Genomic DNA, 13,383 nt, shown 5'->3' with positions numbered 1-13,383 from the left:
GACCCCACGCCAATTCCCACGAGCTAGCCCTTCAGGAATCTCGCGTATGCCCGCACGTCGATCATCGGGACGGTCGCGGACGTCTGCAGTCTCGCGATCAATTCCAGCAGGAAGGCTGTTGCGGCGCGCTTGTCGGCTTCGAGGACGTTCCCGTCGTCCTGCCTCATGAAGATGCCGTGGGCCGCCACGCATCCAAGGTCGAGCGATGCCGTCGCCTCAGCTGTCGCCAGCGCTTTCAGCAACGGGGCGCCCATCGGCGGATTCCACTCGCTTTCGAATGTCAGAAGCCCGCCAATGATGTGCCCGGGCGGCTTGGCAGGCTGCACACCGGCCGCAGACGGTATGGGTAGGCTGGTGCGATACAGAGAGCGCACGCTCGCGATCTTCTTGGCGGCATACTCGACCTGATCGGCATCGATGGATTGCTTGGCTTCAAAGACGGCGTACACGCTTTCAGCCGGGATCACTAATGTGCCGTCCTGCTTGAAGATCAGCGGCGTATATTGGCGATCATAGACGACAATGTCGATCTGCTGGCTGGTCGTATCGGTGCTGTCGATCACAAACGCCCTGTCGACGCGATACCGTTCCGGCAGATAGTTCTTGAGCAGCTCGATCCAAATGCCTTCAGTGGCATCGCCCTTTGCCACCGGATGGCCGATTGCCGCCCGGCTGCGTTCAAGGCGTAGCGAGATCTCGCCGTGAAGCCCGGCCAGAAGGGTCTCGAGCGACCAGCCGCTCATACGACAATGTCTCGCCAATAAGGCGCGGCGAGCGCAGCCGCGGCGGCCTTCTTGATCGCCTGCTTCTCGGCGGCAGTGAGATCGTCCGAGATAGTGTTGTTGGTGTTGGCAGGATCGACGAATCTTGCCGTGGCGATATTGTCGCGCAGATAGGCGAATACGGTGCGCATGTTGTCGCCGAGCGGCGTCAGCCATGCAGTTTCGAGTGCCCTAATGACCGCAAGTTCAAGACAGAACGACGGAAACTCCAGGCCCTTCTGCGTCCGCCAGAGCTTGATCAGCCGGATTTCGGCCTGCCGCCCGGAGTTTTTCACCTTCGTGATGTGCTGCGAGATGTCGGTCTTGGTCCAAGTGTCGCCGCGTCGCTTGTACAGGCTGTAGTCATTGAACAGCCAGTTCTGGCGCTTGCCCGGCACCAGATCGACCGAATAGCCGTGAACCTTGATCCCAATGGAGACGTTCTGGAGGCGCGGCTGGTAACCCGCCGCTTTGAGCGCAACGACCAGCGTCTTGTGAATATCGGACAGGGTTTCAGGGGTCTCGGGGGACAACGCGATGAACAGGTCGAGATCGGTGCCACTGTGGTTGGCGGTACCCTTGGCGTAGGAGCCGCTTGCCGTGACGTCTTGGAGGAATCGGCCCGCCCATTGCTCGATCACCGGCCTGATCGCGCCCGGCACAAAGAAGGCGGGCGAGGCGAGACCGGTGGCTACCTGCTCGCGCAGCAGAATGGCGTTCAGGTAGTCCTGTTCGGACATCATGCGCCAACCTTGAGGATTAGTGTAGCCGTAGAGATCGAGCGCATTCATCAAGGTATGCCTCTAAGAAAAGACCCGGACACCGGCCCGGATCGTGCCGGCACGGCCGCCCAGGTCGATGGCTACATGCCAATGACCCGACTGCGGCACCCGCAACCTGATCGGTGACCGGCGCGCCTCACCGCCGAAGAACTGGTGCTGTCCGCCCTGGCGGTAGCTCTGGAAGTTGCCAGCGTCCATCAGCCGCACGTTGGCGGCGTGATCGAGGCTGACCTCGACCACTGCGCCGCTGTTGAGAAAGCCCAGGTCGTTGTGAAGAAAGTTCATCGTTACTTGTCCTTCACAGTGGTGTTGGCGTGGGACTGGCCGCGCTTGGTGGTGACGTAACGGCCGGAGATCGCACTGCGGTAGTGCGGCCCGCTGGAGCCGTGCTTGCCGGCCGCCTCGTGGACCGTTGTGCTCGGGTGGCTGCGACCATACTTGGGGGTCACGTACTGCCCGGTGGTTGCGCTACGGTAAGGACCGCTGCCCTTGGACGATTTCGACATAAGTCACTCCTTTCCGATCCCCGACCCATGTCGACGATTCTGTACAATTATATCTGTACGATTTGCCCGTCGTCAATGGCCGTGGTACAAAATCGTCAGATCAACGGCGCGGCCCCAAAAGTCCGCGCCGTTGAGATTCGACAGAGGATGTGGATGTCACTGGCTTCAAAAATAAAAGAACTGCGCGTCAAAAAGAAAAAGTCGCTCCAGGACGTCGCCGACGAGGTTGGAGCCTCCAAGGCTCACATTTGGGATTTAGAGACCGGAAAGAGCAGCAATCCTTCCATCGAACTTCTCACCAAGTTGGCGAAATGCTTTGGCGTCAGCGTAGCGGAAATGATTGGCGAAAACCCTGCCGCCAAGGATGTCGATCCTCAGGTCGTCGCGATGTACCGGGAGCTGAAAGAGCTAAGTCCCGCCGACCGGCAGGCCATTCAGGTGATGATGGACCACCTAAAAACCAGGAAGCCGAAAGGATAGTCATGAAGATCACACGGATAGATTTGGCTGACACGGGCTCGCCGATGGGCCTCGCCACCAAGATTCTATCCGTTGAAAAAGACATTCCGATCCCGATGCCGATCGAGGAACTGGCCCGTCAACTGGACGTCGAGAAGATCGCGCCGTTGACCACGGTCGGGTTCGAAGGCGGGCTCTTGACGGATGAAGATCGCTCGACTGGCATCATCCTGGTCAATCAAGCGGCCCCGGAGGGGCGCCGCAGGTTCACCATCGGCCATGAGCTGGGGCATTTCCTAATCGCGACCCACAAGCCTGTCGAAACCGGCAAATTCTTATGCTCACGCGCCGACATGACCAATTGGTCGCTGGACCAGACGAACCGCTATGCGCGCATGGAAGCAGAAGCAAACGAGTTCTCCGGGCTCATCCTGATTCCGCCACCCATACTGCGGAAGTTCATTCCCAAAGGAGACCCAACGCTCGAACACGTGCCCATGATCGCGCAGCATTTCAATGTGAGCAAAGAAGCCGCCGCGCGTGCTTACGCTAGGTATCATCCCCAAGAAATCGCTGTCGTGGTGATCGAGGACGGCATCGTTAAGCGCGCGCATAAGCGGCCTACCTTCCCGTGGATATCGGTCCCCTACGGCAAGCCGGTCCCGAGAACGTCGATCTTCCGTGCAAAGGATCAGCGTCCACGGGTCGCAAGTGAACTTTCGGCGATCAGCCCGGAGCAATGGGTAGATCTGAAGCCCGGCCAGCGCGCCGAGCTTTTTGAGCAAATGTATCCTCAGCAAGACGGTTACGCGCTGTTGATGCTCTGGCTTGAGGTTGAGGAGGCCGAAGAGGCAGATGACGACCGGACGTCGGCGCAGCGCTTCAAAGATCAGCAGGCACGTTGGCGTTAGCCGTCGAGACCCCCGTCCTGAAACCGCTGATTAGCGTCGAGAAGTGGAGAATTTCCTCTAGCAAGTTGCGCAAAACCGCAGCTTCCGGCTTGACCCTCCAAAATGCTTTGTTCTAATTTTGTTCTCATGGCGACAGGGCGATTCCGCGCCGTAATTGAACACAACTGCAGCCGCCCCGATCCGGACAGGAGCCATGCACGAGATCATCTGTCCCCATTGCGATAAGGCCTTCAAGGTCGATGAGTCCGGCTACGCGGATATCTTGAAGCAGGTCCGCGACGCCGATTTCGCCCAACAACTCCACAAACGATTAGAGTTGGCCGAGCGTGACAAGCAGAGCACCGTGGAATTGGCGAAGGCCCAGGTCCGCAACGATCTGCAGAAGACTGCGGCCGCCAAGGATGCCGAGATCCTGGAGTTGAAGTCCAAGCTTGAGGGAAGCGAGGTCGCCCGGAAACTCGCCGTCAGCGAGGCGCTCAGCACAGTAGAAAAAGAGCGTGACCGGTTGGCAAACGCGCTGGCCGAGTCCGAGCGCGACAAGAAAGCGGCCTCGGAGCTTGCCGATGCCCTGTTGGCCGGCGAGCTGCACAAGGCCTCTGCTGCCAAGGAAAAGGAAATTCAGGAGCTGAAGGCCAAGTTGCAGGCTGTTGAGCTTGAGAAGAAACTCGCCGTGACCGAGGCGGTCGGTGCCATCGAAAAGGAGCGCGATGAGCTGAAGAACGGCATGAAGCAGGTCCAGCTTGAAAAGCAGCTCTCCGAGCAGTCGCTGAAAGACAAGTACGAAACGCAGATCAAGGATCGCGACGACGCGATCGAGCGCCTGAAAGACATGAAGGCCCGCCTCTCGACGAAGATGGTTGGCGAGACCCTCGAACAGCACTGTGAGACCGAGTTCAACCGGGTGCGCGCGATGGCCTTTCCGCGAGCGTACTTCGAGAAGGACAATGACGCGCGGACCGGCAGCAAGGGCGACTATATCTTCCGCGACTCGGACGACGCCGGCACCGAGATCATCTCGATCATGTTCGAGATGAAGAACGAAAGCGACAAAACCGCCACGAAGAGCAAGAACGAGGACTTCCTCAAGGAGCTTGACCGGGACCGGACGGAGAAGGGCTGCGAGTATGCCATCCTGGTCTCCTTGCTTGAGCCGGACAACGAACTCTACAACGCCGGCATTGTCGACGTCTTCCACCGGTATACGAAAATGTATGTGATCCGGCCGCAGTTCTTCCTGCCAATGATTACGCTCTTGCGGAATGCCGCGATCAACTCGCTGAAGTACAAGACTGAGCTGGCGCTGGTGAAGGCGCAGAACATCGACATCACCCAGTTTGAAAACCAGCTGGAGACCTTTAAGACGGCGTTCTCGAAGAACTACGATCTAGCTTCTAGGAATTTTCAGACCGCAATCACCGAGATCGACAAGTCCATTGATCATCTGCAGAAGACCAAAGATGCGCTGATCGGCGCGGACCGCAACCTGCGCCTCGCGAACGACAAGGCGCAGGACGTGACGATCAAGAAGTTGACTCGCTCCAATCCGACGATGGCAGCGAAGTTTGCGGAGCTCAAAAGCCATGTCGCTGAAGCAGCGGAGTGATTTCTAGCCAGGTCAGGCAGAAACTACCGTGACGTCAGATTGTGGGTGACCAATAGATGGTCGCAACGGGCCTGTTATTGCGCTGATAAGGTTTCTAACAAAGCGGAGTCAGTCTGCGGACTGATAAGGAAAATAGTGAAAGCTTATCGGTGGAGTGCCAGACGGAGATGAGAGGGCTGCTTTACAACGCTTTATTGGCAGAATTTGAATCGGCAATGCGCGCGGAGGCGTCAGGTGCTGAGGGTTATGGGCTGCTGTCTTCAACGCACACGGCTGCATAGATCGCCGACAGATGACGTCAGCGTAGCGTGGGCGGCAGCCGATCGCCGTGTTGCCTCGCGAGCATCCATTGTGGGTATTCCGCCGAGAGGGCGCTCGCCTGGTCCAGAACGGCAGTTTCATCTGCGGAGAGCTGAATATCGACAGCAGCAAGATTGTCGTCGAGTTGCTCGGTCGACTTTGCGCCGATGATCACTGTCGACACGCTCTTCTGGTGCAAGAGCCAGGCGAGGGCAATCCGGGCGACTGAAACGCCACGCGCGGAGGCGATCGGCTTGATCGCATCGATGACGTCGTAGGCGTGCTCCTTGTTCACCGGCGGAAAGTCGAACGACAGGCGCCTTGCGTTATTGGACGCAGCCGCGCCTTCGCGCGTGAACTTACCGGAGAGGAAGCCGCCGGCGAGCGGGGACCAGATCATCAGGCCGAGCTGCTGATCCATCGCCATCGGGATGATTTCGCGCTCGAGATCGCGTCCCGCGATCGTGTAGTAACTCTGAACGGATTCGAAGCGGGCGTAATTGTGCTGGTTGCAGATCCCGAGCGCCTTCATGATCTGCCAGGCCGACATGTTCGAAGCGCCGATGTAGCGGACGAGTCCGCGCGAGACGAGATTGTCCAGCGCGCGCATCGTTTCCTCGATAGGTGTCACGAGATCGGCGCCATGCACCTGGTAGAGATCGATGTAGTCGAGGCCGAGCCGTTTCAGGCTGGCTTCGACCCCGTGCATGATATGGCCACGCGTGAGGCCGACCTGGTTGGGTCCGGGGCCCGTGCGGCCACGCACTTTCGTCGCGATGATGACATCGTCCCGGTTCACTTTGAGACGCGGATCGCTTGCCCGAGAATGCGCTCTGAGTGGCCTTCTGCATAGACGTCGGCAGTGTCGATGAAATTCACGCCGGCGGACAGTGCGCGCTCGACCAGTACATTTGCGCTTTGCTGATCGACTTCGCCCCAGACCTTCCACCAGCCCTGGCCTCCAAAGGTCGCCGTACCCAGGCAGAGTTCGGAGACATAGAGGCCGGTACGGCCAAACGCACGATATTTCATCGCTCACTCCCTAGGGCAGTTGCCGCTTGGCGCGGCTATGGAATTTCGTTCGTCGTCGAGGCACTCACCATTTGTGACGAAGAAGTTCGTCGACCGTGCGCGCGGTGCGCTCGAAATGCTCTTGCAGGAGCTCGATGGCCGTTTCAGCGTCGCGGTGGAAACGGTCCATACCTCGGGACACGCCGGTCCATCCGACCTGAAGCGCCTTGCCGCCGCCGTGGCGGCGAAGCGCCTGATCCCCATCCATACGTTTGAACGGCTTCGGTTTCCTGAACTTTTTAGCAACGTGGAATTGGCAAATGATGGTGAATGGATTGAAGTCTGAATTGAGTGCAGGCATCCCCGCGCGGGGATTGCAATCGCCTTTTCCAAGATAGGGGGAGGGATGGAGAAGGGGGATTCGACTTGGGACGTGAAGAGCGCTCAGGACTTCTCGAGCCGCCGTAGAGCGGTTGCGTTGCGTGAACCCGCGCGCGGCTCCGCACTTCCTGGGCGCGTGGCGGCACTCAACTGCTTTCGGATTGGCTGGAGGCGGCAGCAAACTCGGCCGTGATCAGGACGTAATTGCCCCTCTCATCAATGACGGACCCGGAAACTGTGGATCGACTCCGAGCTTTGACCCCTATCGGCGCCAAACCGTGACCCCAGCCCACGGCTGATTTCCATCACAGTGTCAGGGACATCGAGCGGCACGGGTGGGGTCAACCTTGGGCTCTGACTCACTTTTGGTGCAGTTGTTTACGCGGCGCCGATGACGCGTGCCTCAAGCAGATCGAGTTTTGCACGCCGTACATCTGACGCTTCACCAGTTTGAGCTTTGTGATTTGACCTTCGGTCTGACCGTTCGACCATGGTTGGATGATTGCGGCTCGAACGGCGTCGCGATCCGCGATGATGCCCTTGGCGAACGAGCTTAGTGGACTGGCGATCGCGGCGGCGATCCATGGATTGAGGTCGGCGGCTGTTTGCTGGCGCATGATTTCGTGGAAGCGATCGACCAAGTCGCGGGCCTCGAGCAACGGTGGGACATCGTGCGCGATCTTTGCCATCAGCGATGCCTGATCCCTCGGTACTTGATCGCGTTCGATTGTCATAAGCCGCGCAATCTTGCGTGCCGACGGGGTCTTCCTCATCCGCCCGGCCGGATTCGATGACTCGTCGAGGCGGCGGCGGGTGACCCATTCGGCGACGACCCGAAGGGATCCTTGGAATCCCTTTGTCCGCAGCCGGCGCCAGAGTTCGGCGCCATTCCGGCAGCCGCCCGTCCAGAGCGCGTCGAGCGTCTCGGCGTACGGCTCGAGGATGCTCACGCGGCTGCGGAAGACCTCCAGTCCGCCGCCTCGGGCAATACGTCGAACGGTCTGGCGTGCAAGGCTAAGCCGACGGGTAATCTGTTTGAGTGGAGTTCCCTGTTCGAGCAGCCGCAACACCGCGTCGACCGTCTTCTTGCGGTGTTGGAAATTCTCCCACCGCTTGCGTTCGGCACAACTGAGTAATGCGGGGTCGATGTCGCCAGTGGCCGACGATTTGCGGATGGCGTGCATGTTCTGGCGCACGACATCAAGAAAGCTCGCGCTGGCGTTCTCGAAGAGGTGCCAACGATCCGCGATTTGTATGGCCTGGGGCGCACCCTTGGATGCGGCGTCGCCGTAGCTCGCGCCACGATCCCGGGCAATGAACTCGATGCTGGGGTGATCGCGCAGCCAGGCGGCACTGGTGCCACTCGCGCGATCTGGCAGGAGTGCAACGATGCGGCGGCGCTCGAGATCACAGATGACGGTACCGTACTGGCATCCTTTGCGCCAGGCCCAGTCGTCAATGCCGACCGCGCGCAAGGGGTCGCGAGGGCGTGCCGCGCGCCGGCGAACCGTTCTAAGCAAGGTATCTTTACTGACCGGGATTGCCAGGCGGCTTGCCAAGTTATGTCCGGGACGCCCACCCAGTGCGAGCCCGAGGCGATGCACGATGCCATCCATTCGCACCGTTCGCCGGGCTGAGGGCAATGCGACCGCGTCGCCGAGGCGCTGGACAAAAATGCGCCGCCGGCAGCCCGTTCTGACACATCGAAACCGGCGTGTCTCAACATTGATCTCGACGATTCGACCGTGGGCAGGCAAATCGATCAGGCGCCGCCTGTAGCGGCTATGGATCCGATCCGAAACGGCACCGCATTCAGGACAGGTCGCCATCTTCGTGCTTGGCCTTGCTAATACGATGATCTTCGCGGCCCCAATCTCGACGCCATCGATAGCAAGGCCCGCTGGTGTCAGCGGCGCGGCATGCATTTTACGGCACATCTGCGGTGATTCCCCCGAGAAGTTGAATCAGCCACTGTGCCATCCTTGGCACGTCAATCGCTGCACCAAAAGTGAGTCAGAGCCAACCTTGGAAGCCGATTGGGGGTCAAATAGCGTGCCTATTCACACCTGTCATGCTTATTGGGCCGTCGATCTCGGTCGATTCGCGGGCCCTTTGAGATGTTGCGATCACGTGGGGATTGGCGATTGGAACCAAGGCCAATCCTCGTCGTTGGCTAAGGTTTTGATCTCCGCGGCTCGATCAAGGTATTGGGAGCGGAAGAGCGGCTGCCAGGGGTAAGGGATGTCGAGTGGAGTTGAGCGACCGATCTCTGCCATAAAAGCAAAACCCTATCGCTCCGAGACGAACGAGCCCGGACCGGCGGTGCTATCGGCAATCCTGGCCGGCTCACCCGACCCGATCTGGTGTTGGCGCATCGACGGCATCATCACCCAATGGAATCCCGCGGCAGAACGCCTGTTGGGGTTCGAGGCATCGGAAATCGTCGGGCATTCCCTGCTGGATCTGGTCACACAAGCGGACCGCTCAGTCGCCGAGAACATTATTGATCGCGTGAGCGCCGGCGAATCCGTTGGCCCTTTCGAAACCGTCAGAGTGGGCAAGAAGGGCAGAGCCCTCTCCCTGGAGATTACAGCCGTCCCGCTGCGCGACCAGAACGGATTGATCGTGGGCGGAGCATCGTTTTGCCGGGACACCAGCGAGCGCAAGAGTGCTGCTGAATTTCTTTCGCGGACCGTTCGCGAGCTCGGAACTCTCTTTCACCTGACAGAGCGCCTGCAGGCTGCCAGAACCGCGCAAGAGGTCTATGAGGCGGCGCTCGAAGCGATCACGGAAGCGCTCGCGTGCGAGCGCGCATCGATCCTGCTGTTCGATTCGGCTTCCGTGATGCGCTTCGTCGCTTGGAGGGGCATCAGCGAGCAATACCGCAAAACAGTAGAGGGCCACTCGCCGTGGACACCCGAAACGACCGACGCGGTCCCGATCTTCGTTGCCGACATCAGGGATTCTAACGAACCTGATGCCCTGAAGAAGGTAATCGAGGGCGAAGGGATTCGGGGCCTCGCCTTCATTCCGCTGCTCCGCGATGGACACGTCATCGGCAAGTTCATGACCTACTATAGGTCTCCGCATCAATTCAGCGAGGGAGAAACCCGTCTAGCCAGCACCATTGCACGCCAGTTGAGCCTGTCGCTGGACAGAATAATGACGGAAGAGCAATTGAGGGAATCCGAACTGCGATTCCGTCTTATGTCGGAGCATGCTCCTGTCATGATCTGGATAAGCGACTCCGCAGGCAAATGCCTTCACCTCAACCGGCTACTCCGCGACTTCTGGGGGGTAGAGGAGGCAGGCATTGCCGACTTCGACTGGTCGTCAACCATACACCCCGACGACGCCGCAGCCGTCCGCGTACAGGTCGGGACCGCAATTGCGCAACGGGTTCCTATCGAGCTGAAAGGGCGATACCGCAGCGCATCAGGAGCATACCGGGTGTTAGAAACCGTCGCGCATCCTCGCATCGGCGCTTCCGGTGAATTTCTTGGGATGATTGGCGTCAACGTCGATGTCACCGAGAGAGAGGAAGCTGAGGCAGAACGTCGCCGCACCCAAGAGGAGTTGCAGGCAACGAATGTTGCGCTGCGAGAGAACGAAGAGCGGTTGCGGCTCGCGACGGCCAACGCGGACGTCGGCTTCTGGGATGTGGATGAAGTCAATCAAATCCTGCACTGGCCGCCCTTGGTTAAGGCAATGTTCGGTATCGCGCCGGACACGCCCGTGTCGATGCTGGACTTCTACTCGGGCCTTCACCCCGAAGACCGGGACGCCGTTAGCGCGGCTTACGCGGCTGCAGCGGATCCCGATATGCGCGCTCTCTATGACGTCGAGTATCGAACCATTGGCAAGGAAGACGGTCGCATCCGCTGGGTCGCGGCAAAGGGACGGGGCGTGTTCGATGCTGAGGGGCGCTGTTTGCGGGTGACCGGTACCGCCATCGACATTACTGCCCGCAAGGCCGATGAGGCAAAGCTCAAAGAGCTTAACGAGACTTTGGAGCGCCGCATCTCGGAGGTTCTGGCTGAAAGAAAGGTTTTGGCCGACATCGTCGAAGGGACGGATGCATTTGTCCAAGTCGTGGACCTCGAATTCCGCTGGCTCGCCATCAACAAAGCCGCGGCTAACGAATTCGAGAAGATATTCGGGGTTCGTCCGCAGGCCGGGGCATGCATGCTCGATCTGTTGACACATCTGCCTGCCGAGCGCGAAGCCTTACGCGCGGTGTGGGCCCGCGCGCTATCCGGAGAGGAATTTACGGAGATCGCAGCCCTCGGTGAGCGCGAACGTCGTCACTACGAAATGAAGTACAATACCCTCCGAAATAGCAAAGGAGAGCGGATCGGCGCGTATCAATTCGTCTACGATGTATCGGAACGTATCCGCGAGCATGAGCGGCTGGCAAGGGCGGAGGAGCAGCTACGTCAGGGCCAGAAAATGGAGGCGATGGGCCAGTTGACCGGCGGCGTCGCCCACGACTTCAACAACCTGCTGACGCCAATCGTCGGCGCCCTCGATGCCTTGCAACGCAGAGGCGTAGGCGGGGAACGCGAGCAGCGATTGATCGCCGGGGCGATGCAGTCCGCAGATAGGGCCAAGACGCTTGTGCAGCGGTTGCTCGCATTCGCACGGCGGCAACCGCTCCAGGCCAGAGCGACCCAAGTAGGCGACTTGATCCACGGAATGGGCGAGCTGATCGCCAGTACGTCCGGTCCGCAAGTCAAGGTCTCTGTCGAGATCGAACAGGACCTGCCGGCGGCAAAGGTCGATGAAAACCAACTGGAGATGGCTCTCCTCAATCTCGCGGTGAATGCGCGTGACGCGATGCCCGACGGCGGTACGCTGCGCATTACCGCCGACGCCCAACACATTGACGCGAAGCATGGGACAGACCTGAAACCTGGACGTTATGTCAGGATATCCGTTGCGGACAGCGGCATCGGCATGGACGAGTCTGTGAAGGCCCGAGCAATCGAGCCATTCTTCTCAACCAAGGGCATCGGAAAGGGCACGGGCCTCGGTCTGTCGATGGCTCACGGCCTGGCGTCGCAACTAGGCGGGGCACTGACAATTCAAAGCCGCCCAGGGCTGGGTACAAATATAGAAATTTGGCTTCCATCGACCGATGAGCCTGTAGCGCCGGAGAACCAGCAAACGGCCTCAGTGCCCGCCGTTGGCGCCCTAGGGACAGCGCTTCTCGTTGATGACGAGCCCCTTGTGCGTGCCGCAGCCGCCGACATGCTCATGGACCTCGGTTACGCCGTTCTCGAAGCTGGTTCGGCCGAAGAGGCAATTCGGTTGATCGGTGGGGGCGTCAAACCCCAGCTGCTTATCACCGATCACCTGATGACAGGAATGAACGGTACAGATCTGGCCCGTCTCGTTCGTTCCGAACTGCCCGGAACGCTCGTGCTAGTGGTGTCGGGCTACGCGGAAAGCGAGGGCGTCGCGCCCGATCTTCCGCGGCTGGTCAAGCCATTCGGCATTAACGATCTCGCTGCGAAACTTGCCAGCTTGTCGAGTGGTCGATAGGTGAAAGCAAAGGCCGCGCTCCGTTGCCAGCTGCAGTCCGCGAGCAAACTGCGTCCTCACGTTTCATTGCACATGCCGCCTGACCTCGCGTCTCGGCCAATGAGACGGTCAAGGCTGGTCAGGCGCCGGCACCGACTCGACGACCGCGTTTCCGGACGGCTTTTCGTTCGTCGCAAAAGGGGCCGTCCGCCAGACAGTCTTTGAGCTGGGCTCAGGTCTTCTTAACACAAGTTAGCCCGTCGCGTCCGATTAGTCCTTAACCGCCGAGCAATCATTGCGTCCTAGCTTGCGCGCAATGTGAAAGAAAGTGGGACTATGAACACGTGCGCGGGTTGCCGTCTCAGCGAGAGCTTGCCCTTCAAATTCAAAATGGCTTTCCAACCGATCGTCGATCTCTCGGCGGGAGAGGTTTGGGGATACGAAGCGCTCGTGAGGGGGGAAAACGGGGAACCTGCCCATACCGTCCTTGCGCAGGTCACCGACGAGACTCGGTACAGCTTCGACCAAGCGGCCCGAGTCACGGCAATCGAGGCCGCAGGCCCACTCTTCGCGGGCAGAGACATGCGGCTGTCGATCAACTTCATGCCGAACGCAGTATACGAACCCAAAGCGTGCATCCAAAAGTCGCTTGCCGCCGCCAAGCGCGTGGAATTTCCACATCGTAATCTCATGTTCGAGTTCACCGAGAACGAGCGGATGGTGGACCCTGCTCACGTCGCGAAGATCGTGGAAGCATACCGCAAGTTCGGCTTCTGGACGGCGCTCGATGATTTCGGAGCAGGATACGCTGGGCTCGGTCTCTTGGCTCGATTGCAGCCCGATCTGATCAAGATCGACATGGAACTGATCCGCGACATACATGTCAGCCACGCCAAGCAAACAGTTGTAGCTGGCATCGTTAATATCGCGCGGGAGCTTGACGTCCGCGTGCTCGCCGAAGGCATCGAGGACGAAGCCGAACTCGGCGTATTGAAAGCAGCTGGCATCAATCTGTTTCAGGGCTATTACTTCGCAAAGCCGGGATTCATGACGCTGCCCAAAGTTACTTTCATTGCGGACAGGCCGATTGAAGCCGCTTTGGCAGCAAGATGATGAATCAGCCCAATAGCTCCTCCGCCATACGAT

At 59.5% G+C, this 13,383-nt stretch carries 10 protein-coding genes and 2 pseudogenes; 6 read left to right on the top strand and 6 right to left on the bottom strand.

Annotated elements, in window-relative coordinates:
- Positions 1-23 precede the first annotated feature (23 nt).
- From L6637_RS15300 to L6637_RS15285, 4 genes are read right to left on the bottom strand one after another with little or no spacing between them, the layout of a single operon-like run.
- Positions 24-743, bottom strand: coding sequence for a DUF6602 domain-containing protein (locus L6637_RS15300; protein WP_237871140.1), 720 nt, complete (start codon positions 741-743; stop codon positions 24-26).
- Entirely contained in the window at positions 740-1,552 is an 813-nt protein-coding gene (locus tag L6637_RS15295; protein WP_237871137.1) for a nucleotidyltransferase domain-containing protein, read from the bottom strand. The genes L6637_RS15300 and L6637_RS15295 overlap by 4 nt, the downstream gene beginning before the upstream one ends.
- Before the next feature lie 12 nt (positions 1,553-1,564).
- The gene (locus L6637_RS15290) at positions 1,565-1,828 is read right to left on the bottom strand and encodes a DUF1883 domain-containing protein (RefSeq protein ID WP_237871135.1); all 264 of its coding nucleotides are present in this window, start codon (positions 1,826-1,828) and stop codon (positions 1,565-1,567) included.
- Positions 1,829-1,830: 2 nt separating this feature from the next.
- Complete coding sequence (locus L6637_RS15285) at positions 1,831-2,049, bottom strand: hypothetical protein (protein ID WP_237871133.1); 219 nt, start codon at positions 2,047-2,049, stop codon at positions 1,831-1,833.
- A gap of 27 nt (positions 2,050-2,076) precedes the next feature.
- Between L6637_RS15285 and L6637_RS15280 the strand changes: the two genes are divergently transcribed.
- From L6637_RS15280 to L6637_RS15270, 3 genes are all read left to right on the top strand, one after another.
- Complete coding sequence (locus L6637_RS15280) at positions 2,077-2,529, top strand: helix-turn-helix domain-containing protein (protein ID WP_237871132.1); 453 nt, start codon at positions 2,077-2,079, stop codon at positions 2,527-2,529.
- Between the two features lie 2 nt (positions 2,530-2,531).
- Complete coding sequence (locus tag L6637_RS15275) at positions 2,532-3,419, top strand: ImmA/IrrE family metallo-endopeptidase (RefSeq protein WP_237871130.1); 888 nt, start codon at positions 2,532-2,534, stop codon at positions 3,417-3,419.
- Positions 3,420-3,612: 193 nt separating this feature from the next.
- A complete protein-coding gene (locus L6637_RS15270) occupies positions 3,613-5,022 on the top strand; it encodes a DUF2130 domain-containing protein (RefSeq protein WP_237871128.1) in 1,410 nt (469 codons plus the stop codon).
- 298 nt (positions 5,023-5,320) lie between these two features.
- Here the strand turns inward: L6637_RS15270 and L6637_RS15265 are convergent.
- Positions 5,321-6,354: pseudogene (locus L6637_RS15265) on the bottom strand (aldo/keto reductase).
- 73 nt (positions 6,355-6,427) lie between these two features.
- Between L6637_RS15265 and L6637_RS15260 the strand changes: the two are divergent.
- Positions 6,428-6,679 (top strand): MBL fold metallo-hydrolase RNA specificity domain-containing protein, encoded by a 252-nt coding sequence (locus L6637_RS15260; RefSeq protein WP_237871126.1) that lies wholly within the window; start codon positions 6,428-6,430, stop codon positions 6,677-6,679.
- A 413-nt stretch (positions 6,680-7,092) separates the two neighbouring features.
- Here L6637_RS15260 and L6637_RS15255 read toward each other — a convergent pair.
- Positions 7,093-8,651: pseudogene (locus tag L6637_RS15255) on the bottom strand (ISL3 family transposase).
- A 304-nt stretch (positions 8,652-8,955) separates the two neighbouring features.
- On the opposite strand from L6637_RS15255, the gene L6637_RS15250 reads away from it, so the two are divergent.
- Both L6637_RS15250 and L6637_RS15245 read left to right on the top strand, forming a co-directional pair.
- Positions 8,956-12,258 (top strand): PAS domain S-box protein, encoded by a 3,303-nt coding sequence (locus tag L6637_RS15250; RefSeq protein WP_237871124.1) that lies wholly within the window; start codon positions 8,956-8,958, stop codon positions 12,256-12,258.
- A gap of 315 nt (positions 12,259-12,573) precedes the next feature.
- The gene (locus tag L6637_RS15245; RefSeq protein WP_237867234.1) at positions 12,574-13,350 is read left to right on the top strand and encodes an EAL domain-containing protein; all 777 of its coding nucleotides are present in this window, start codon (positions 12,574-12,576) and stop codon (positions 13,348-13,350) included.
- Positions 13,351-13,383 lie beyond the last annotated feature (33 nt).

Origin of the sequence: Bradyrhizobium zhengyangense (assembly GCF_022012435.1) — a bacterium.
Lineage (GTDB): Bacteria > Pseudomonadota > Alphaproteobacteria > Rhizobiales > Xanthobacteraceae > Bradyrhizobium > Bradyrhizobium zhengyangense.
This window is presented reverse-complemented; position numbering and strand designations above follow the sequence as displayed.